This window comes from Bradyrhizobium sp. JR3.5 (assembly GCF_054057015.1).
The window spans coordinates 2082190-2103244 of the sequence record NZ_JBSRYV010000002.1 but is presented as its reverse complement, the minus strand read 5'-3'; the positions used below and the strand labels follow the sequence as shown (position 1 = coordinate 2103244).

General features: G+C 63.7%; 22 protein-coding genes and 1 pseudogene. 14 read left to right on the top strand and 9 right to left on the bottom strand.

What is annotated here, in order from left to right; translation table 11 throughout:
• Positions 1–20: 20 nt before the first annotated feature.
• Positions 21–929, bottom strand: a complete 909-nt coding sequence (locus ACVWW1_RS26950; protein WP_456658005.1) for a LysR family transcriptional regulator — start codon at positions 927–929, stop codon at positions 21–23.
• A gap of 106 nt (positions 930–1035) precedes the next feature.
• Between ACVWW1_RS26950 and ACVWW1_RS26945 the strand changes: the two genes are divergently transcribed.
• From ACVWW1_RS26945 to ACVWW1_RS26935, 3 genes are all read left to right on the top strand, one after another.
• Positions 1036–1506 (top strand): Rieske 2Fe-2S domain-containing protein, encoded by a 471-nt coding sequence (locus tag ACVWW1_RS26945; protein ID WP_456658004.1) that lies wholly within the window; start codon positions 1036–1038, stop codon positions 1504–1506.
• Positions 1469–2101: a hypothetical protein gene (locus ACVWW1_RS26940; RefSeq protein ID WP_456660684.1), complete on the top strand. Its 633-nt coding sequence runs from the start codon at positions 1469–1471 to the stop codon at positions 2099–2101. Before ACVWW1_RS26945 ends, ACVWW1_RS26940 begins: the two co-directional genes overlap by 38 nt.
• 396 nt (positions 2102–2497) lie before the next feature.
• Positions 2498–3439 carry an alpha/beta fold hydrolase gene (locus ACVWW1_RS26935; RefSeq protein WP_456658003.1) on the top strand — a complete coding sequence of 314 codons (942 nt, stop codon included), beginning with the start codon at positions 2498–2500 and terminating at the stop codon, positions 3437–3439.
• 69 nt (positions 3440–3508) lie between these two features.
• On the opposite strand, the gene ACVWW1_RS26930 is transcribed toward ACVWW1_RS26935, so the two are convergent.
• The 3 genes from ACVWW1_RS26930 to ACVWW1_RS26920 all read right to left on the bottom strand — a co-directional run bounded on the left by ACVWW1_RS26930 (position 3509) and on the right by ACVWW1_RS26920 (position 6495).
• Positions 3509–3859, bottom strand: coding sequence for a RidA family protein (locus ACVWW1_RS26930; protein WP_028334578.1), 351 nt, complete (start codon positions 3857–3859; stop codon positions 3509–3511).
• Positions 3860–4038: 179 nt separating this feature from the next.
• Positions 4039–4965, bottom strand: a complete 927-nt coding sequence (locus ACVWW1_RS26925) for an alpha/beta hydrolase family esterase (RefSeq protein WP_456658002.1) — start codon at positions 4963–4965, stop codon at positions 4039–4041.
• Between the two features lie 75 nt (positions 4966–5040).
• Positions 5041–6495: a CDGSH iron-sulfur domain-containing protein gene (locus tag ACVWW1_RS26920; RefSeq protein ID WP_456658001.1), complete on the bottom strand. Its 1455-nt coding sequence runs from the start codon at positions 6493–6495 to the stop codon at positions 5041–5043.
• 105 nt (positions 6496–6600) lie between these two features.
• On the opposite strand from ACVWW1_RS26920, the gene ACVWW1_RS26915 reads away from it, so the two are divergent.
• Positions 6601–6948 (top strand): winged helix-turn-helix transcriptional regulator, encoded by a 348-nt coding sequence (locus ACVWW1_RS26915; RefSeq protein ID WP_207834818.1) that lies wholly within the window; start codon positions 6601–6603, stop codon positions 6946–6948.
• Between the two features lie 311 nt (positions 6949–7259).
• Here the strand turns inward: ACVWW1_RS26915 and ACVWW1_RS26910 are convergent, their stop codons facing one another.
• Together ACVWW1_RS26910 and ACVWW1_RS26905 are read right to left on the bottom strand one after the other, a co-directional pair.
• Positions 7260–7697 carry a lipocalin-like domain-containing protein gene (locus tag ACVWW1_RS26910; protein WP_207834820.1) on the bottom strand — a complete coding sequence of 146 codons (438 nt, stop codon included), beginning with the start codon at positions 7695–7697 and terminating at the stop codon, positions 7260–7262.
• 360 nt (positions 7698–8057) lie between these two features.
• The gene (locus ACVWW1_RS26905; RefSeq protein ID WP_456658000.1) at positions 8058–8462 is read right to left on the bottom strand and encodes an EF-hand domain-containing protein; all 405 of its coding nucleotides are present in this window, start codon (positions 8460–8462) and stop codon (positions 8058–8060) included.
• A 247-nt stretch (positions 8463–8709) separates the two neighbouring features.
• On the opposite strand from ACVWW1_RS26905, the gene ACVWW1_RS26900 reads away from it, so the two are divergent.
• A complete protein-coding gene (locus tag ACVWW1_RS26900; RefSeq protein ID WP_456657999.1) occupies positions 8710–8916 on the top strand; it encodes a hypothetical protein in 207 nt (68 codons plus the stop codon).
• 341 nt (positions 8917–9257) lie between these two features.
• Positions 9258–9611 carry a hypothetical protein gene (locus tag ACVWW1_RS26895; protein ID WP_338025821.1) on the top strand — a complete coding sequence of 118 codons (354 nt, stop codon included), beginning with the start codon at positions 9258–9260 and terminating at the stop codon, positions 9609–9611.
• 50 nt (positions 9612–9661) lie between these two features.
• On the opposite strand, the gene ACVWW1_RS26890 is transcribed toward ACVWW1_RS26895, so the two are convergent.
• A complete protein-coding gene (locus ACVWW1_RS26890; RefSeq protein ID WP_456657998.1) occupies positions 9662–11320 on the bottom strand; it encodes an FAD-binding dehydrogenase in 1659 nt (552 codons plus the stop codon).
• A 277-nt stretch (positions 11321–11597) separates the two neighbouring features.
• Here ACVWW1_RS26890 and ACVWW1_RS26885 point away from each other — a divergent pair, with 277 nt between their 5' ends.
• The 6 genes and pseudogenes from ACVWW1_RS26885 (at position 11598) to ACVWW1_RS26860 (ending at position 17004) form a co-directional block, all read left to right on the top strand.
• The gene (locus ACVWW1_RS26885) at positions 11598–12074 is read left to right on the top strand and encodes a hypothetical protein (RefSeq protein WP_176528803.1); all 477 of its coding nucleotides are present in this window, start codon (positions 11598–11600) and stop codon (positions 12072–12074) included.
• A 97-nt stretch (positions 12075–12171) separates the two neighbouring features.
• The gene (locus ACVWW1_RS26880) at positions 12172–12408 is read left to right on the top strand and encodes a hypothetical protein (protein WP_456657997.1); all 237 of its coding nucleotides are present in this window, start codon (positions 12172–12174) and stop codon (positions 12406–12408) included.
• Positions 12409–12426: 18 nt separating this feature from the next.
• Positions 12427–13019 (top strand): annotated as a pseudogene (locus tag ACVWW1_RS26875) (SCO family protein).
• A gap of 92 nt (positions 13020–13111) precedes the next feature.
• Entirely contained in the window at positions 13112–14155 is a 1044-nt protein-coding gene (locus ACVWW1_RS26870) for a transporter substrate-binding domain-containing protein (protein WP_456657996.1), read from the top strand.
• A 177-nt stretch (positions 14156–14332) separates the two neighbouring features.
• A complete protein-coding gene (locus tag ACVWW1_RS26865) occupies positions 14333–15973 on the top strand; it encodes a lysine--tRNA ligase (protein ID WP_456657995.1) in 1641 nt (546 codons plus the stop codon).
• Between the two features lie 245 nt (positions 15974–16218).
• Entirely contained in the window at positions 16219–17004 is a 786-nt protein-coding gene (locus tag ACVWW1_RS26860; RefSeq protein ID WP_456657994.1) for a class II aldolase/adducin family protein, read from the top strand.
• 195 nt (positions 17005–17199) lie between these two features.
• Here the strand turns inward: ACVWW1_RS26860 and ACVWW1_RS26855 are convergent, their stop codons facing one another.
• Positions 17200–17853 (bottom strand): S24 family peptidase, encoded by a 654-nt coding sequence (locus tag ACVWW1_RS26855; protein WP_212319840.1) that lies wholly within the window; start codon positions 17851–17853, stop codon positions 17200–17202.
• A gap of 200 nt (positions 17854–18053) precedes the next feature.
• On the opposite strand from ACVWW1_RS26855, the gene ACVWW1_RS26850 reads away from it, so the two are divergent.
• Positions 18054–18398: a DUF952 domain-containing protein gene (locus ACVWW1_RS26850; RefSeq protein ID WP_168470963.1), complete on the top strand. Its 345-nt coding sequence runs from the start codon at positions 18054–18056 to the stop codon at positions 18396–18398.
• Positions 18395–19492: a quinone-dependent dihydroorotate dehydrogenase gene (locus ACVWW1_RS26845; RefSeq protein WP_456657993.1), complete on the top strand. Its 1098-nt coding sequence runs from the start codon at positions 18395–18397 to the stop codon at positions 19490–19492. Before ACVWW1_RS26850 ends, ACVWW1_RS26845 begins: the two co-directional genes overlap by 4 nt.
• A gap of 150 nt (positions 19493–19642) precedes the next feature.
• On the opposite strand, the gene ACVWW1_RS26840 is transcribed toward ACVWW1_RS26845, so the two are convergent.
• Positions 19643–20968, bottom strand: a complete 1326-nt coding sequence (locus tag ACVWW1_RS26840) for an MATE family efflux transporter (RefSeq protein WP_207834833.1) — start codon at positions 20966–20968, stop codon at positions 19643–19645.
• Positions 20969–21055: the final 87 nt, after the last annotated feature.

Here is a 21055-nt window from a genome sequence, read left to right as displayed (position 1 = left end):
AAAATAGAGCCGATCAGCGGTCACGGCCTGATGTAAGCCTCCGGATCACCCCGCGCGTGCGCCTCCATCGCATCGAGGAAGCAGCGGACCTTTGCCGGGACGAATTGCCGCGCCGGCAGCAGTGCGTGCACGTTGAGTGGCTCGCAGGCATGGTCCGGCAACAGCCGTCGCAACTCGCCGGCCGCGACCGCGGCGCGGGTGTAGCTCGCAGTGACCCGCAGCACGCCATGGCCGGCGAGCGCCGCCTGCAGGCGGACATGGGCATTCGAGCTGGTGAGGCGCGCGCGATCCACCGCGAGATGCTCGACCGCGCCGCCGGGAGCCGTGATCGCCCATGGCGGATCGCTGGGGCCGGTCAACAGCGGCAGCTTTCTCAACTCATCCAGCGTGCGCGGCTCGCCGAACTTCTCCAATAGCGCCGGTGCCGCGAACAGGCCGCGCTCGAGGGTGAAGACGCGGCGGATCACGATGCCGGCCGACGGCAGCGGCGCCTCCAGCATCGCGAACACGATGTCGTAATTTTCGGCGATCGGGTTGACGATGTCGTGCTCGACATCGATCCGGATCGCGAGCTCCGGATAGCGGCCCATCACGGCGCAGGCGACCGGCCCTGCGTGATGCGCGCCGAATTCGTACGGCGCCTTGATGCGCAGGGTGCCCGCGACCGCGCTGCTCATCGCCAGCGCCTCGCTGTGGGTGTCGTGCAGCGCGGCGAAAAGCGGGCGGACCTTGCGATAGATGGTCTCGCCGGAGTCGGTCAGCCGCAGGTGCCGCGTGGTCCGCTCGATCAGCCGCAGCCCGAGATTGGCCTCGAGACGCTGCACCGCAGCACTGAGGCTCGATTTGGGATGCCCGAGCACGCGCGCGGCCGCGGTGAAGCCGCCATGCTCGACAACCTCGCAAAACAGCTCCCAGTCGCGCCATTCCATGGCCGATTGTCCATCCAGCGGTACAGTGTGTCCAGCCAAATCGGATTATCCCGATGACCGGGATCACCTAACCTCATTGCAAGCAACATTGCATTGGGAGGCTGACATGGCTGACGACGGAATTTTCCTGCGCAACGCCTGGTATGTGGCGGCGCTGAACCACGAGCTGATCGACGGCAAGAAGCTGGCGCGCACCATCCTGGAGCGGCCGATCGTGATCTATCGCGGCGCCAGCGGAAAGGTCGTCGCGCTCGACGACCGTTGCTGCCATCGCGCCGCGCCGCTCTCGATGGGGCGCGTCGAGGGTGACGACATCAGGTGCATGTATCACGGCATGAAGTTCGCGGCCGACGGCAAGTGCATCCAGATCCCGGGCCAGGACGCGATCCCGGCCAAGCTCAGGCGTGCGCAGCTATCCGGTGGTCGAACGCTACAACATGATCTTCATCTGGACCGGCGATCCCGAGAAGGCCGATCCGAAGCTGATCCTCGACTATCCGCCGCTCGAGGATCCGAAATGGCGCGGCCTGCCGGGCTACATGCACTACAAGGCCAATTGGCTCCTGATCGTCGATAACCTCAGCGATTTTGCGCATCTCGCCTTCGTGCACACCAACACGCTCGGCGGTTCCGAGGAATACGCCTACAAGACCAAGCCGGTCGCGATCGAGAAGCTGGATGACGGCTTCCGCGTCGAGCGTTGGCACATGGGCGCCGATGCGCCGCCCTACCACAAGAAGGTGATCTCCAATCGCGACGACAAGGTCGATCGTCGCAATATCGGCCGCATGATCGTGCCGGGCATCTTCACGCTCGACACGACATTTGCGCCGGCGGGGCAGGGTGTGGAGAAGGGCGTCCAGGTTCCGGGCACGCGGCAATACCGCAACGCGCAGTTCATGACGCCGGAGACGCGCTCGTCGACGCACTTCTTCTGGAACTACCTGCACGATTTCGACATCGACAATCCGAACATTTCGCTGTCGCTGCGGCGTTCCCTCGAGGAGGCCTTCAACGAGGACAAGGACTTCATCGAGGCGCAGCAGAAGGTGCTCGACGTCGATCCGGACTATCAGCTGCTTGCGATCGGCGCCGATGCGCCGCTGACCTATTTCCGCTGGCTGTTTGCACGCAGGCTCGAGGCGGAAAAGGCTACAGCACGCGCCGCGTAGCCACCGAAACCATGGCCGCCGCTCTGCAGCAAGCCGCGCCGGGATCGCGAGATCGTGACGTCCCGGCGTGGCTGCTCCAGCGGGTTTCGGCGTAAGCTGAATACTTAAATTCGCCGGTTCTTGATCAGGGTCAAGGTTTCGATCCTCGCCGGCTTAAGTATCCCAATAGCGATCAACCGGTGAATGAGCTTGCACGAAGAGGCGGATCCATCAGAGCGGAGTGCGAGCACCAGCTGGGCGGGGCACGCTTGGCTATGGCCGTTTGAAGCCACGCGCTTGGCACTCGATATCTACTCGCACTGGTACCTCGATCGCGGGCCCGAGCCGACAGATGCGCCGGGCGAGGCGGCGCTGCCGTGGACGACAGCCAATTCGGTCGCGCTGCAATTGCCGTCGATGCGCCTGCTGGACTTCTCGAACGCGGTCGAAGGCCGGCCGCTGCTGGTCTGCGCGCCCTACGCGCTGCATCGTGCGAAGATAGCGGATTTTGCCCCCGGCCACAGCTTGATGGAAGCGTTACAGGCGGCGGGCATTGCACGTCTCTATCTCACCGATTGGCGCTCGGCGACCCCGGAGATGCGATATTTCTCGATCGACACCTATCTGTCCGATCTCAACGTGGCCGTCGACACGATCGGGCCGCCCGTCGATCTTGCTGGCCTCTGTCAGGGCGGATGGCTGGCGCTGCTCTATGCAGCACGTTTTCCCGGCAAGGTACGGCGGCTCGTGCTTGCAGGCAGCCCGGTCGACGTCTCGGTGCCATCCGAGTTGTCCAAGATGGTCGCCTCGCTTCCGCAGCAAAGCTTCGAGGCAATGGTGCGTCAAGGAGAGGGGATCGTCAGCGGCAAGCACATGCTGCAGATCTGGAGCCTCCCGCTCAGCACGCTTGACGTGGAAGCGGCGCTGCAGCGGCAACTCGACGGCGAGCCGGAGGATGCACGGGCGCTGCTCGAACGCTTCACGCGCTGGAACGACGAGACGCTTGATCTGCCGGGCACCTACTACCTGGAAGTGACCGACTGGATCTTTCGCCAGAACCGGATCGCGGCGGGAGACGTCGTCGCGCTTGGTTGCAAAATCGATTTGGCTGCAGTGAAATTGCCAGTATTCGTGCTCGCGGCAGAGCACGACATCGTCGTTCCACCCGATCAGGCCTTTGCGACAATCGGGCTGTTAGGCACGCCGCCGGCGTGGCTGCAACGCGGCATCGAGCCGTGTGGTCACCTCGGCCTGTTCATGGGCTGCAAGGCTCTGGCTGGTTCGTGGCGTCGGATTGCGCGTTGGCTTCAGTCCGATCTCGGTGAGGCCGCGGCCGAGCGATCGCGGATCAGCGCGTGAGGTGCCAATGAAATGCCCCGAACTGCAATTTGCAATCCGGGGCATCTGTCGCGATGACCTGCGTCGCGCCTACTTCGCTGCGACAACCATGATCTCGACATTGTATTGCGGCGCCGCGAGCTTGGCCTCGACGGTGGCGCGGGCCGGCGTATTGCCCTGGGAGACCCAGCCGTCCCATACCGCGTTCATCTCCGGGAACGTCTTCATGTCGGTGATGTAGATGGTCGCGCTGAGCAGCTTCGACTTGTCGGTGCCAGCCTTGGCGAGGTGGCCGTCGATGATCGACAGGATGTCCTTGGTCTGGTCGGTGACGCTGCCGCCCGCGGCCTTGCCGGCGACGACGCCGGCGAGATAGACGGTGTTGCCGTGCACGACGGCCTGGCTCATGCGCGGGCCGGTTTCGAAACGCTGAATGCTCATTTGGGTCTCCACTTGAATGGCGGGCATGTCTATAGCGTTTTCAAGCGAAGTGGCTACCGGTTCGCGTGAAGAAAACGCGTCAAGACAAGAGATCGAGAGGTTTGGTTCTGATTTGATCAGAACCAGACCTCTAGCCTGTCGGGGCGACCGCCGCCACTGCGCATTTTGCAGCGTACATTTCACGGAAATCGCATGAAGAACGCCCAAATCGTGTCGGCGCCGTCGATGTCGCCGTTCTGGGGTCCGAGCAGCGTCGCCGCCAATTTCGTAAAATGCGCGTCCGGGAAGTGGCCGGGCATGCGATGACCGCCGCCATTCACGCGGTAAAGCACGACGTTACGTCCCTGCGGGCAGGCCGAGTCGATCCGCGTGACGGTCGATTGATCGGACGGATTGCGGTCGGGCAGATCGGTGGTTGCGGCGTCCCTGGTCTCGCAGCCATCGATGCGTCGCCAGAATTCCAGTGTGCGCTCGGTCGACCAGAACCCGTCGACTGCGAAGTAGCTGGTGCCGCGGCCGCCCTGATAGGGGATCAGCGGGTCGACGGTGCCGTTCATCAGGAGCATCGGTACCGGACGCGCGGGCCGGCAGGCGTGGGCCGATTCGTCGGTCAGGTTCATGACGACACTGGCCGCCGCGGCGAACAGGTCGGCGCGTTCGCAGGCCAGCGTCATGGCCATCGCGCCGCCGTTGGAGATGCCGGTGACATAAATGCGTTTCGGATCGGCAATGCCGTCGTCCACCAGCTTTGCGATCAATTGGGTGATGAAGGCGACGTCGTCGGTGCCCTCAGGCGGCGGATTGCCGGCGCGCCGCTGGTCCGGCCGGGAGTCGGCCCAGGCATGGTTCAACCCATCGGGATAGACCGCCGCAAAGCCGTCGCGCCTGGCGATCAACGGCCACGACGTCCGCGTGATCATGTCGGCACTGCTTTGGGTCTTGCCGTGCAGCACGATGACGAGCGGCGCCGGCCGGGCGGCCGGAGCTTGCAGCGTGAATGTTCGCGTCGTGCCGTTGATGACGAGCGAATCCGCAGCCGCCGGCCCACCGCTCAACGCAAGTGCGCCGGCCAGGGCCAGTAAGCCGATTGGACACCGCCGCATCATCAAAGAACCCACCCTGCCGGCACGATTGCAGCACGCCGACGAGGTGGGTTCAACCAGTCCGGCTCGAGCGTGGCTTCACGATCCAGTTGGCGCCTTCAAGGCCGCCCAGCGTGCGAACAGCGCGACTTGTTCGGCCGGCCAGGCGCCGTCGCAGGGCATGGTCCCGGCCTCGAGGCGTGCCAGAATTTGCTGGCCATGCCTGGCAACGTCCTCTTCCTTCCAGAGATCGAACGCGAACAGCATCGAGTTGCGATCCATCGGCCGGAACAGCGGCCGGATATGCCGCTCGAATTGCACCGGCTCATCTGGACCGGGCAGCGCGACGCTGACTTCGCTCGCGGCATGCGCATCGCCCGCGATGGCCGACGGCCGCGCGGCCGGCGTTGCGTTGCAGACCCACCACCATTGCGGCACCGGCATGTTCGGCGGCGGCTTCGCGCCCGCTCCGGAATTCTCCACCGCGATCCGCGAGCCCCATTCGATATAGGCGACGAATGCCGCGCGGAATTCCGGATCGGACGGCAGCCCGGCATCGTCGGCGCTCTGCACCATGTAGGTGGCCCACAGCGCGCGCTGCTCCGGCCTGATCTCCTTGCCGATGTGCTGCGACACCATCCGCCGATAGCCGCCATAGCGTTCGGTGTAGAAGCGCGGCCCGCCGAATACCTCGCTGAGCCACGCCGCCACCCGTTCGGGATGGTCCGGCGACATCTCGGCGAACAGCGGGGAGAGCAGCGGGTCCTCCGGCACATAGCGGCTGTAGAAGATGCGCGTCATGTCGAGCAGCGCGGGATAACCGCCGGCCCATTCGAACAGCGTCGGCTCGCGCATCGGATCCGGAACCGGATCGTGAAATGCGACATTCCAATGCATGCCGCTGCAGAACGGCTTGTTCAGTGACGAGCCGCAGCGGCACAGGCTGACATGCTCCAGTGACGCACCCGCATTCCCCGCGATCGGCGCGCCATCCTCGTCGACCAGTTCGACCTGGCCGGTGACTCGATAAGGACCATCCTTCGATACTTCGATCTGTGGCGGCCGCTCGACGTCGGACAGGTTGGCGTCCCGCGCGGGGCCAATGCCGATACCGAGCGCGCCCGACGGGCATCTGCGCACTGCATTGATGAGGTCGTCGAAGCGCGCTCCACTCGGCGCGATGAAAGGCTCCTCGCCGAGATGGAACACCGAGTTGAGCCGGTCGGTGCAGAAGCCGGAATGCGCGCAGGTGCCGCGATTGTCGAACACGTAGGCTTGCTGGCCCGCATAGATTTCGAGCTTGTCGGGCACGCGCCGCGGATCTCTGGCGTCTGTGAAGCCGCGCGCGATGTGGCTGTCGTCGCAGAACGGCTTGGTCTGCGATTGCCCGCAGCGGCAGAGCCGCACCGGCGTCTCGGCTGCGATCGGCACGCCGAGATGATCGACGATCGGGATGCCGGGGTCGGGTTCGTAGGGCCCGTCGCGTCTGATGATGATGCGCCTGCGCTGACGTTGCTCGTCGCTCGGGCCTCGGGCGGAACTGTCTTCTGTCATGCCTTGCAATGATCCCTGAACTCGCCCAACCCGTGCAAAGCGTGCTTAGATGGATCGACGGCGGCTCTCAACGAACCAGATGGAAAGTGCCGCGGGAGAGTTGCGATGATCCGCAAGACCAAGCGCAAATATGGTTGCCCGGTCGAGTTCTCGATCGATCAGCTCAGCGGCAAATGGAAGACCGTGATCCTGAGCCGGCTGAAGGTTCGGCCGATGCGCTATGGCGAGTTGCGCCACGACATTCCGCAGCTCAGCGACAAGGTCTTGACCGAGCGCCTGCGCGACCTCTGCAATTCGGGTTTCGTCAAGCAGGAGCGCGGCGGCGGCGCCTCGCGGTATTGCCTGACCAAACGCGGCGAGATGCTGAAGCCGATGCTGCAGGCGCTCTACGATTGGGGCGAGGCCAACGCCGACACGTTCGGCGTCCGCTTCGCGAGCGCGGAGGCGGACTAGTTCCACTGCGTCATAAGGGTAGCGATGTGCCGCGGGACCACTTCGTCATTGCGAGCGAAGGGAGGCAATCCATCGCGCGGCATATGCGGAAGCATGGATTGCTTCGCCGCTCGCGCTCACGCAGCTTCGCCACGCCAAGCTGTGGTTTGCCGGTAGAGAAAGTAACTGGGACCTTGCTGCTTATGAAATCAACGAGATCAAGGAAGGTCTGGAGGAAGCCCGAAGGCTGCATCCAACCTTTGACGGCATTCCTGTCGCCGAGATGATGAAGACCATCATCGATCCGCGGATCGCGGAGCTTGAAAATGCGGTTATTCGGCTCGCTTGAAAACGGCCTCCAGCGTTACGTCTTTCACAAATGGCCTGTTAAACTTCAATTCGCTGTCCGTCAGAGAAGTGACGTTGCGCTTTTCTGAAGGATTGCCGGTCAGATTTGCGAAGGTGCTGGCCTGAATATCGAGACTAAGAACCATGCTGGTTTCGTCTAGCGAGTATTTGCCGAAATAAGCGATGGAGTTGGCGATCACGGCCTTAGCCTCTTCAGGCGTCGCTTTTGAAGGTAGGCCCGATTTGAGTTTAGGGAGATCAACGCTTGCCTGCATGAGCGTGAAATATCCGTTGCTGGTGTAGATAATCATGCCCTTCGCATTTTCACCGTAAAGCGGTCGCCTCGTACCGTCAGCGGAGACAGTATCAAGCGAGACCTGAACCCAGGTGCCAACGAGCGTATCCTTGGGAGATTTTTCCAATCGACTTCTCCTTGATAGTCAGCATGGTCCTCTAAGGTATTCCGATTGTGCGCGGCCGATCTTATCAAAATAAGGTCGGATGTCCGTTGAGGGTCCAAACTCGGAAGTTGAAGGGCGCAACCGAGAAGTCCGCTTCACCCCCGGCACCGAACTTTCGATAGCCAGTGCGGCACTTCCGAGAAGGGCCAACAGGCGACATGGAAGGTGTGGCCCGCTTAGCCACAACTCGGGCATGCCGGCCCTTCGCAAGCCGGCGAACATTCGCTTATCATGAGCCAGTTCGGGTTATTCGTTTGGGCGAGTAGCGTACACGAGTTAGTTGCTCTACCTGCTGGTCAGACTTGGGCCGCAGAAACCTGATCACCTGGCCCCATGGATGAACGCTTGCATCTCTTCCAGCGTAAGCTTGCCATCCTTATTGCTATCCATTGCCTTGAAAATTCGTTCGTGAGCTGCCTGAAACTCCTGCAGTGAGATGGTCCCGTCGCCGTCGGCGTCCATCAGAGCGAACATCATACGCATCATAAAAGGTGGTCCCATCACCCCTCCACCCATCATGCCGCGCCCCATCATGCCGCCGCCCATCATGCCGCCGCCCATCATGCTTCCGTGCCCCTTCGTGCTCGCGCCTTCCTGGCCCATCGGATGCGATTGCATTTGTTGCTGATCTGGTTGGGGTGTCACTTGGTTCTGTGCAAAGGCACCGACAGTGCCGTACGCCAGAATGAGAGCAGATGTCGTGAGTCCCAAGATGCGACTGTACATTTGAAACCTCCTCAGCAGCGTCTACCGCGCGTCGAAATTACGCCGATAGCGGTTTGGTACAAGATACCTTTCCGGCCCAATATTTATATCGCACTGCAACGACCCTTTGTCAGTCGTGGGCTACTTCCGGTGTAGGCCAGACTCGGAAGAACTCGCGTCGAGCGTATCAAGTCCGCTTAGCGACAATTGCGGGCTTGTGGTATCAAAGACGCTTCCGACCTGAGGCGGTCCCTGGAGCTATGCGAAAATGAAGCTTCCGATTGAAAACGGCTCCGGCAGGCCACTAACTATTTTTGTCGAGCTTGAAACGCTGGAAAGGGTCATCCCTGCAGGCGGCAAAGCTGTCGTCACCCTGCCCGATAACCCGACCTCGTTTCTGGAGGTGCGCGACGGGATGGTGGTTGTTTGGAACAACGGTCCCGGCGAAGCGAGCATTGAAATGTTGAATGAATGAAGCTGCCATGTCGGCTTCGGATCACAAGGCGACATTCCTGGGGTCGGGGTCGCGTGCCCGCTTTGCCATCGAAGGCGGACATTTCGAGTTTATGAGTACGCGCCCAAGAGCAAGATGAGAGTAAGCCGTAGCGGGGCATTTGCATTAATTCTGAATAATAGAAATAGTTGCCCGACGTGTCAAGTCGCTTGGTCGAACGCAGGCCACTGCCGGCTACTTTGCATGGGGTTGTTTTCGATATTTTGGCAGCGCCCTGCGACGAACGGATTTCCGGCCGGAACCATCAGCGAGGAAAGCTCGTTGTCGCGGGATGTTGGGGGCAATCAACACAAGGAATGCTCATGCGCATCTCTACGGCATCCGTCATCGCTGCGGCGCTCTCGCTTGGAACACCTGCTTGGGCGCAAGTGCAGGGAACGCAACCGAAGACGCCGCCGCAGGCTCAGTCTGACGAGTCCACCGTCATCCGGAGCATACAGGTCGTGGACGTCAAGGAACTGCAGCCCGAGGTCCGGTCAAAGGTCGAGGCTGTCGTCGCAAAGGCAAGCGAGGACGACCTGAAGAACCTGCGGGGTTCCATCGACGCGTCTACGGAAGCAGTATCCGCACTGAAGGCGAAGGGCCTCAGCTCGGCACAAGTCGTTGCAGTCAATCTCACCAATGGTGTCCTGACGCTTTTCACCAAGACGGCCTGAAGAAACTCCGAGTTCAACAACAGAGACCCGCCGGTTCATGCCCGGCGGGTCTAGTTCACCGCCTTCGCTGCCGCGCGCCCTGCGTTGCGGCCTGAGAACAGGCAGCCGCCGAGGAACGTGCCTTCCAGCGAGCGATAGCCGTGCACGCCGCCGCCGCCGAAGCCGGCGGCTTCGCCGGCCGCATAGAGTCCGCGGATGATCTGGTGATCCCTGCCGAACACGCGCGAATCGAGGTCGGTCTCGAAGCCGCCGAGCGTCTTGCGGGTGAGGATGTTGAGCTTCACCGCGATCAGCGGGCCGTGCGCGGGATCGAGGATGCGATGCGGCTTCGCGGTGCGGATCAGCCTGTCGCCGATATAGCGCCGGGCATTGTGCAGGTTCATCACCTGGGCGTCCTTGACGTAGGGATTGGCGATCTCGCGGTCGCGTGCCTCGATCTGTGTCTTGATGGCGTCGAGCTGCAAGAGGTCGCTGCCGGCGAGCTTGTTCATGGCGCCGACGAGGTCGGCGAGATTGTCGCGCACGATGAAGTCGGCGCCGTGCTGCTTGAAGGCTTCGACCGGCGCCGGCGCCCCCTTGTTGGTGGCGCGCTTGATCGTCATGCGCCAGCTTTTTCCGGTGAGGTCGGGGTTCTGCTCGGAGCCCGACAGCGCGAACTCCTTCTTGATGATGCTCTGGGTCAGGATGAACCACGAATAGTCGTAGCCGGTGCCCATGATGTAGTGCAGTTGCCCGAGCGTGTCGGAGCCCGGGAACAGCGGCGCCGGCAGCCGCTTGCCGGTGGCGTCGAACCACAGCGATGACGGTCCCGGCAGGATCCGGATGCCGTGACGTGGCCAGATCGGGTTCCAGTTCTGGATGCCTTCGACGTAGTGCCACATGCGGTCGCGGTTGATCAGCCGGCCGCCGGCCGCCTCGGTGATGCCGATCATGCGGCCGTCGACATGTTCGGGCACGCCCGAGATCATGAACTTCGGCGGTTCGCCGAGCCGCTTCGGCCAGTTCTGCCGCACCAGATCGTGATTTCCGCCGATGCCGCCGGAGGCGACGATCACTGCCTGCGCACGCAGCGAAAAATCACCGGTGACGTTGCGCGAGGAGCTCTTGCCGCGCTCGACATCAGATGGTTCCAGGATCGCGCCGCTCACGCCATCGACCGTGCCCTTGCTGATGCTGAGTGCATCGACGCGATGACGGAACTTGAACGCCAGTTGTCCGCTCTTGGCGGCCTCGCGCGCGCGGCGCTCGAACGGCTCGACGATGCCGGGGCCGGTGCCCCAGGTGACGTGGAAGCGCGGCACGGAATTGCCGTGGCCCATGGCGTCGTAACCGCCGCGCTCGGCCCAGCCGACCACCGGGAAGATGCGATGGCCCATCGCGCGCAGCCAGTCGCGCTTCTCGCCCGCGGCGAACGCGACATAGGCTTCGGCCCATTTGCGCGGCCAATGATCCTCCTCGCGATCGAAACCGGCAGTGCCCATCCAGTCCTGCAGCGCCAGTTCGAGGGAATCCTTGATGCCGAGCCGGCGTTGTTCCGGCGAATCGACCAGGAACAATCCACCAAACGACCAGAAGGCCTGGCCGCCGATGCTCTGTTCCCCTTCCTGGTCGAGCACGATGACGCGCTTGCCTGCGTCGGCGATCTCGGTTGCAGCGACCAGACCGGCAAGTCCGGCGCCGATCACGATCACATCTGCATCGTCAGCCATTTTGATTTCCCCGTCCCGCCGGAATTCAAGACCGCGTCGTTGTGCGCGGTCAACGTCAAATGGATCTTGCCTGTGGCGGCGAGGCATCAAATGGTTGCGGCAAGCTGTTCCAGTTTGGGACCTTTTCCACGCTCCACTGCAGCGCCCGCGCAACACCCAATTTGAATTTGTTTTGACCGGCTTCGCTCGTCTGGACAAAAATCCGCGGCCGCAACACGCTGACGATTGTCTTGCATCACAGACCAAACAGATTCGGTTTCGACTGGGGCTGGCCAAAATGAAGTTGATGACGGGGTTGCTCGCTGCGGTTCTCCTGCTGGCGGGAATGGGGGCGTCTCAGGCAGTGGTCAGGATCGCCGACGATCGCGGCGGCAAGATCGGCATCTATGTCGACAAGTACCAGGACCTGCGCACATCGGGCGAAACCGTGATCATCGACGGGCTGTGCGCCTCGGCCTGCACCATCGTGCTCGGCAAGGTCCCACATGACCGGATCTGTGTGACCTCACACGCCAGTCTCGGCTTCCATGCCGCCTGGGATTACGGCGACAACGGTCGCCCGGTCCCCAATCCCGAAGCCACCCATATGCTGTATCTGATGTACCCGCCGGCGGTACGCAAATGGATCGCGGACCGCGGTGGCCTGACCCGGCACATGATCTTCCTGCGCGGTAAGCAACTGCAGGCGCTGTACAAGCCGTGTTACCTCAACGCCCAGGCCTCGGCGCCCAAGCCCGCCGAGCCCGCGCGCTGAGCCCGATCTCGGCGAGCGTCCTCTCTCGTCATCGTCGGCAGACCGGGTATGACGAGGTTAGGCCCAGAATCGCCTCGCTATCATTTGACGGCCTGCCATGGCCATTGCGCTTGCTGACCGCCGGAACCCGGCTTATCTCAACCGCATGGTTCAGCCGATCTCCACCCGATCCGAGCTCGTGACGGCTCCGCAGGGCCGGGTGGCATCTGCGATCCTGTGGGCCGCTGCCGGGATCGGCGGATTGGCCTTGCTCGCCGCTGCCGCGCTCTGGTTCCACTACGGGACCGCGGTGTTTTTCGAAATGATCACGGCCGGCATCTCCGCCTGCTTCTGACAAGGACGCCCTCGCATCATGCCCCGGACCACGCGCCCATTGGTGATCTTTGCTGCCTTCGCGTGCAGTTTGGCGGTCGGCCTGTTCCTCATGTTGTGGGCGGTCGGCGGCTTGCGCACCGTCGCCGCGCCAGCCGCGATCGGCGGGCCGTTCCAGCTCACCGACCAATCCGGCCAGACCGTCACCGACAAGAACCTCCAGGGCAAGCCGACGCTGATCTTCTTCGGCTTCACCCATTGCCCGGACATTTGCCCGACCTCGCTGTTCGAGATCTCGGAGGTCCTGAAGGCGATGGGCAAGGACGCCGACCGCGTGAATGCCTATTTCGTCTCGGTCGACCCGGAACGCGACACCGCTACAGCGATGAAGGACTACCTTTCGAGCTTCGATCCGCACCTCAAGGGCCTGACCGGCGATCGTCCGCCGCGATCGCCAAGGTGCTGTCGAGCTACCGGGTCTACGCCAAGAAGGTGCCGCTGAAGGATGGCGACTACACGATGGATCACACCGCGCTGATCTATCTGATGGACCGCGACGGCCATTTCGTCGCGCCGTTCAATCTGAAACGGACGCCGGAAGAGGCGGCGACCGATCTCAAACGGTATCTTTGACCGCCTTTTCCGGCTCAGAATTAACCTCGATCGGCGCTCGCATCACGCGCCGGATGGTCTATAAGCCGTTCAATTCCCTAAAATTGCCGGTTATGCCAGATTTGTCCGCCCAGCCCTTTGTCGTCCGCTCGCGCCAGCTTCGCCTGGCCGTAGGGATGATGGCGGCCGCCCTGCTGGCCTCGGCGGAGCCTGCGCTCGGGCAGACGCCCTCGGCGCCGCAGACACCGCCGGCCAAGCCGGCGCCTGCGCCGGCCCAGCCCGCCAAGCCTGCCCCCGCAAAAGCGGCACCAGCGACGCCCCCGGTAGCAACGCCCCCGGCTGCTGCCGCCCCGTCGGCCCCGATCCAGCCGCCCAAGGCCGCCGAGGCCGCGCCGCAGGCGGTGCCGGGCTTCTGGGACCCGCGGCGGCGGCCGGATCGGCCCGACCTGTCGCGCCTCACCGTGATCCGCTTCCTGACCGAGACCGACTATCCGCCGTTCAATTTCACCGGTCCGGACGGCAATCCCGCCGGCTTCAATGTCGACCTGGCGCGTGCGCTCTGCGACGAGATCAAGGTCACCTGCACCATCCAGATGCGCCGCTTCGAGACCCTGATCGATGCGCTGGCGACCAACCGGGGCGATGCCATCATCGCGTCGATGGCGGTGACGCCGCAGCTGCGCGCCAAGGTCGATTTCACCGATCCCTATTACCGCGCGCCGGCACGCTTCGTGTCGCGCCGCGACAACGTGATGCCGGAGATCCGCCCGGAATATCTCGAGGGCAAGAAGGTCGGCGTCATCGCCGGCACCTCGCACGAGGCCTACCTCAAGGCGATGTTCACCGACGCCGAGATCCATTCCTATCCGGATAACGACGCGCTGCGCGCGGCGCTGCGCCGCGGCGAGGTCGACTTCATCTTTGGCGATGCGATCTCGCTCGCGTTCTGGATCAACGGCACCGATTCCGCCGAATGCTGCGCGTTTTCGGGCGGGCCCTTTGTCGAGAGCCGCTATTTCGGCGAGGGCGTCGGCATCGCCGTGCGCAAGGGCAACGATCTGCTCCGGCAATCGCTGAACTGGGCGCTGTTCCGGATCTGGGAAAAAGGCCGCTTCACCGACCTGTGGCTGCGCTATTTCTCGATCAGCCCGTTCTGATGCACGCCACACCATCCGCGTCATTGCGAGCGAAGCGAAGCAATCCACCAACTGCCGCTGCAGAACCGGTATGGATCGCTTCGTCGCGGAGCTCCTCGCAATGACGGTCGCCCCAAACTTTGCATTTTGCCGCGAAAGCGTTAGTTTTCGCGGCCATTTTGGAGAAAGCCTGAAGAAATGTCCGTGATTGATCTTGCTGCCAGCCCGAGCGACCTGCGGGCGCTCGCCGAACAATCCAACGCCTGGCCGTTCGAGCAGGCGAAAGCGATTGTGGCGCGGCTGAAGAAAAATCCGAAGGACGAGGTGCTGTTCGAAACCGGCTACGGCCCCTCTGGCCTGCCGCATATCGGCACCTTCGGCGAAGTCGCGCGCACCACGATGGTGCGCCATGCCTTCCGCGTGCTCACCGAGGACAAGATCAAGACGCGCCTGCTCGCCTTCTCGGACGACATGGACGGGCTGCGCAAGGTGCCGGACAACGTGCCGAACAAGGAATTGCTGGCGCAGCACCTCGGCAAGCCGCTGACCAAGGTGCCCGATCCGTTCGGCACCCATCCGAGCTTCGGCCAGCACAACAATGCGCGGCTGCGCGCCTTCCTCGATCAGTTCGGCTTCGACTACGAGTTCGCGAGCTCGACCGAGTACTACACCTCCGGCCGGTTCGATGCCGCGTTGCTGCGCATGCTGGAGCGGATCGAGAAGGTGATGGCGATCATGCTGCCGTCGCTGCGCGAGGAGCGCGCGGCGAGCTACTCGCCGTTCCTGCCGATCTGTCCGCGCACCGGCCTCGTGCTTTACGTGCCCGTGACGGCGCACGACGCCAAGGCCGGCACCATCTGCTATGAAGATCCTGATACTAAGGAGAGCGTCACCGTTCCCGTCACCGGCGGCCGCTGCAAGCTGCAATGGAAGCCGGACTGGGCGATGCGCTGGTATGCGCTCGGCGTCGACTATGAAATGGCCGGCAAGGACCTGATCGATTCGGTGAAGCTGTCTGCCAAGATCTGTTCGGCGCTCGGCGGCACGCCCCCCGAAGGCTTCAACTACGAGCTGTTCCTCGACGAGAAGGGCCAGAAGATCTCGAAGTCGAAGGGCAACGGGCTCACCATCGACGAATGGCTGCGCTACGCCTCGCCGGAATCGCTGTCGCTGTTCATGTATCGCGAGCCCAAGGCAGCGAAGCGGCTGTATTTCGACGTCATCCCGCGCAATGTCGACGACTATCAGCAGTTCCTCGACGGCTTCACGCGGCAGGAGGCGCGGCAGCAGCTACAAAATCCGGTCTGGCACATCCATTCCGGCAAGCCGCCGCAGGCCGACATGCCCGTCACCTTCCAGCTGCTGCTGACGCTTGTATCGTCGTCGAATGCAGAGAACGCCGAGACGCTGTGGGGCTTCATCGGCCGCTATCGTCCCGGCGTGACGCCGCAGACCCATCCGAAGCTCGATGCGATGGTCGGCTATGCCATCAACTATTATCGCGACTTCGTGGCGCCGACCAAGCAGTTCCGCGAGCCCACTGAAACTGAGCGCGCCGCGCTGCAGGACCTGCGCGATGCGCTTGCCAACATGCCGGCTGACGCGACCGCGGAAGACATCCAGAACGTGGTCTACGAGATCGGCCGCCGCGAGCCGTTCCTCGACATGGTCAAGAAGGGCAAGGACGGCCGTCCCGGCGTCTCGCTCGACTGGTTCAACATGCTCTACCAGGTGCTGCTCGGCCAGGAGAAGGGTCCGCGCTTCGGCTCCTTCGTCGCGGTCTACGGCGTACAGAACGCGGTGAACATGATCGACGGCGCGCTGGCGCGGTCATCGTAGTTTGAGGGATGCGTAGCCCGGATGGAGCGCAGCGAAATCCGGGAAGCGTTCCCAGCGGCCCAGGTGTCCCGGATTGCGCTTCGCTCCATCCGGGCTACGAGGTTACGGCTGCGGCGTAGCGCCGCAAAATCCGGATGGCTGATCCCCGGCAATTTCAGCCGGGGTTGCGTCCGATTGCGCTACACTCCGTCCCACAAAATCAGCACGGCCTCCGCCGAGAGGCCGGCACAGATGGGAGCATGCGCATGCAGTTCAGGGTTTCGCCGACATCGCTGCAGGACAGTTCGAACGCCGAGGAATGGCAGGCGCGGGTCGATCTCGCGGCCGCGCATCGGCTCGCCTATATCCACGGCTTTTCGGAAGGCATTTTCAACCATCTCACCTTCGTGGTTCCCGGCCGCACCGACCGCTACTACCAGATTCCGTTCGGCATGCACTGGTCGGAGGTCACCGCGTCGTCCTTCATGGAGGTCGGCATCGACGATGCCGAGGTGAAGCGAGGCGAGGGTGAGGTCGAGCGCTCCTGCTATTGCATTCATGCGCCGATCCACAAGGCGCTGCCGCAGGCCAAGGCGGTGTTCCACACCCATATGCCGTATGCGAGCGCGCTGACCCGGCTCGAGGATCCGCGCATCAAGGAGATCGGTCAGACCGAGGTCGGGCTGTCGGAAGCGATCGCCTATGACGATCTCTACACCGGCCCTGCGCTGGATCCCGAGGAAGGCGCGCGGCTCGCCAAGGTGATCGGCAACAAGACCATCCTGTTCATGGCCAACCATGGCATCTCGACCGTCGGCGAGACCGTCGCCGATGCCTATGACCGGCTCTATTACATCGAGCGCGCCGCGCAGGTGCAGATCTATGCGATGTGGACCCAGCAGCCGCTCAAGCAATTGCCGCAGCATGTGGTCGAGAAGACCAAGCGCGATTTCCGCGACGACCATCTCTACAACGGCCCGAGCCCGGCGCAGCGGCATTTCGATGCGCTGAAGCGGATGCTGGACCGCAAGGAGCCGGACTACGCGACGTAGGCGGAGGCAGCGAGGCGCAACCGCAATCTCCGCTGTCGTCCCTGCGAAAGCAAGGGACCCATAACCGCAGGATCATGTTGTTAGAGCAGGCTGTGGCCCCGGCCTTCTCCAGCAGGACGTGCGGTGGTTATGGATCCCGGGTCGCGCTTCGCTTGCCCGGGACGACACCGGTTTTGTGGTTACCGTTTCGTCGAATTACTGGCTCGCCCACACGACGCGCGCGATCCACGTGACTTCCTCGGCATCGAGCATGCGGTCGGGGTGTTCCGGATTGAGCGATGCCAGTTCCAGCACCTTGCCGGTGCGTCGCTTCAGTTCCTTCACCATCACCTCGCCGCCCGTCGTGCGAACCACGACGCGGTCGCCGCGGCGGATCGCGGTCGCGGGTGATACCACGATGATGTCACCCTCGCGATAGGCCGGCTTCATCGAGTCGCCCTCGATCTCCAGCGCATAGGCGTGCTCGTCGCTGGTCGCCGGCAGCGCCACTTCATCCCAGCCCTTGCCGGCGGGAAACCCGCTGTCGTCGAAATAGCCGCCGGCGCCGGCCTGCGCGAAGCCGAGCAACGGCACCGACTGGCCGGCGCGCGGGCCATCACCGAGCAACTGCACGAAGGTCTCCATGCTGGCATTGCTGGCTGCCAGCGCCTTGGAGAGCGATTCGGTCGACGGCCATCGCTCGCGCCCGTCGCCGGTCACGCGCTTGGACTTGTTGAAGGTGGTGGGGTCGAGACCTGACTGCTTGGCAAGGCCGGACGGCGACAGGCCGGCGCGTTCGGCGAGCCTGTCGAGCGCGGCCCAGACCTGCGCGTGGGTCAGCGGTCGGGCGGCTTTGGACTGTTTGGCCATCGAGGACACCCTGGATGGTAGGAATTATTACCTGAAACCTCGTGTTTCCGCAAATCTGCCGTCGGATGTGTCCCGGCACCGCTTGAGTTGCGCCGCTGCCGCCGATACGGTCCCTCGCTCGCCAAATGGCGTCGGGGGCATTTCCCCTCAAATCCGGATAAAACCCCAAGAGACTCAAGGACAAAAGGGAAGGCCGGGCCGTGCCCATGATCTACAAAATCACCCCCGCTTCGGCCTGGCGCGAGGCCGAGCGGCAGGGCGTCTACCGGGGCAGTGCGGACGACAATCGCGACGGCTTCATCCATTTTTCCACCGCCTCCCAGGTGGCCGAAACCGCGCGCAAGCACTATCACGGGCAAACCGGCCTGTTCCTGGTCGCGGTCGATGCCGATGCGCTCGGCGACGCCTTGCGCTGGGAACGCTCGCGCAATGACGAATTGTTCCCGCATCTCTATGGCGAACTCGACCTCGGCGCGGTCACCGAAATCCTCAGCCTTCGCGCGCGCTCCGACGGCGGCCACGACGTTCCGGAGCTGAAGCCGTGATCCGTGCCTTCGACGCCTTCTCGCTGCCGCTGCTGCGCTGGTTCGATCCTGAAGATGCCCATCGCATGGCGATCCAGGGCTTGAAGCTGCTGCCGCCAATCCGGCAGCGGGCGGATGATCCCAAGCTCGCGGTACGCGCCTTCGGGCTGAACTTCCCGAACCCGATCGGCATGGCGGCGGGTTTCGACAAGAGCGCCGAGGTGCCTGACGCGCTGCTGCGGCTTGGTTTCGGCTTTGTCGAGATCGGCTCGGTGACGCCGAAGCCGCAAGCCGGCAACCCGCGGCCGCGGCTGTTTCGTCTGGAGCGCGACGAGGCCGTCATTAACCGCATGGGCTTCAACAATGACGGCGCGGAAGCCGTGCTGCGCCGGCTCGCCGCGCGCGCCAGCGGCGGCGGCATCATCGGGGTCAATGTCGGGGCCAACAAGGATTCGACCGACCGCGTCGCCGACTATGTGAAGCTGATCGAGACGTTTGCCCCGGTCGCGAGCTATTTCACCGTCAATGTTTCTTCGCCGAATACGCCGGGCCTGCGCAATCTGCAGCAATCGGCGGCGCTCGACGATCTGCTGGCGCGGGTCATCGATACCCGTGAGCGGGTGCGCAAGAACGCCGGCGATTCGCCGGTGCTGCTGAAGATCGCGCCGGATCTGAGCCTCGCCGAGCTTGACGATGTCGTGCACATCGCCCGCTCGCGGCGCGTCGACGGCATGATCGTCGCCAACACGACGCTGGCGCGTCCCTCGACCTTGCGCGAGGAGAATCGCGCCAGGGAGCAGGGTGGCCTGTCGGGCCGTCCGCTGTTCCGCCTCTCGACCCGGATGGTCGCCGAGACCTATGTCCGCGTCGAAGGCGCATTTCCGTTGATCGGCGTCGGCGGCATCGATAGCGGCGGCGCAGCGCTAACCAAGATTCGCGCCGGGGCCAGCCTGATCCAGCTCTATTCCTCGCTGGTCTACAAGGGCATCGGCCTGGTCGACGACATCAAGCGCGACCTGTCCTCGACCTTGCTGCGGACCGGCCGCGACTCGCTGTCGGAAATCGTCGGCGCCGATGCTGCGACCATCACGGCCGAGGATTGGCCGGTCAGGTAGCCGTTCTTACCTCGCCCCCGCTTGCGGGGCCGTGAGCGGGCCCCTCCGCGGATCCAGTTCTTACCGCCTTCTTGGAGACAGCCCCTCACCCCAGCCCTCTCCCCGGAAGAGCGGGGCGAGGGAACAGAGCATCGCTTCGCTGCATCCGGGCTACGCAGTCTTGAACGTTTTCCTGAACTGCGCCGGATAGCGCAGGCCCTGCAGGCCGCCGCGCGCGACGTAGAAGCCGAGCAGCGCGATCCACAGCCCGGTGTTGCCGAATGCGCTGAGCGCCCACCAGGCGGCGAGGAAGATCGCGAGCGAGGCCAGCATCAAATTGCGCATCTCGCGCGCCCAGGTCGCGCCGACATAGATGCCGTCGAAGCCGAAGGCGAACACACCGGGCAGAGGTGCCAGGATCACGAACACCAGGAACTCGCGCGCATAGCGGCGCACGTCCTCGCTTGTTGTCATCAGGTTGATCAGCGCCGGTCCGAACAGCGCGAACAGCACCGAGACGACCAGCGCAAAGCCGACACCCCACAGCAGCACCAGCCGGGTCGAATCGGCAAAGCCGCGTGCGTCGCGCGCGCCGAAAGCGCGGCCGCAGAGCTGCTGGGCGGCGTTGGCGAGGCCGTCGAGGAAGAAGGCACTCACCAGCAGGAAATTGTTCAGCACCGAGTTCGCCGCCAGCGTCACGTCGCCTTCGCGCGCGCCCTTCGCGGTGAAGAACAGGAACACGACGATCAGCGCCGCGGTGCGGACCATGATGTCGCGATTGACGGCCAGCATGCGCATCAGCTTGGCGCGGTCGAACAGCGTGGCCGCAGGAACGGCAAAGCCTGTTTGCGAGATCCGCCACGCCACCACGATGCCGACGGCGAAACCGGTCGTCTCGGCAAGCACGGCGGCGATCGCGGCACCGGCGATGCCGGCGCCGTAGACCTGCACCAGCAGCACGGTTGCGGCCATGTTGATCAGGTTGATCACGATCTGCAGCGCCAGCGCCAGATTGGCGCGCGCCTGCCCGACCAGCCAGCCCAGGATGACGTAGTTGGCGAGCGCCAGCGGCGCCGACCAGATCCGGATCATGAAGTACGTCTTGGCCGCACGCGTGACGCCTTCGCTGCCGCCCATCAGCTGGAATGTGACCGCGGCCAGCGGCACCTGCAACGCGATCAGCGTGGCGCCGATCAGGCCGGCGACGATGAAGCCGCGCACCAGGATCGCGGCATATTCCTGCGGCTCGCCCGCGCCCTGCGCCTGCGCGGTGAAGGCCAGCGTGCTCATGCGCAGGAAGGCGAACAGCCAGAACAGGCAATCGAAGATCACCGAGGCCATTGCGACCCCGCCGAGCAGCGCGGCATCGTCGAGGCGGCCGATCGCCGTGGTCGAGACGATGCCGATCAGCGGCGTGGTCAGGTTGGCGACCATCGCGGGACCGGCGATGGCGAACACCTGGCGGGTCGTGATCTTTGGGTGGATGGGTGCGTGCATGGCTACAGTTGCAAGGAATAGGCGTTTCTATCGCGACATCCGTCGCGCGACCATGCCGGAATTGTCCTCAGAGCAATGCGGTGGCGG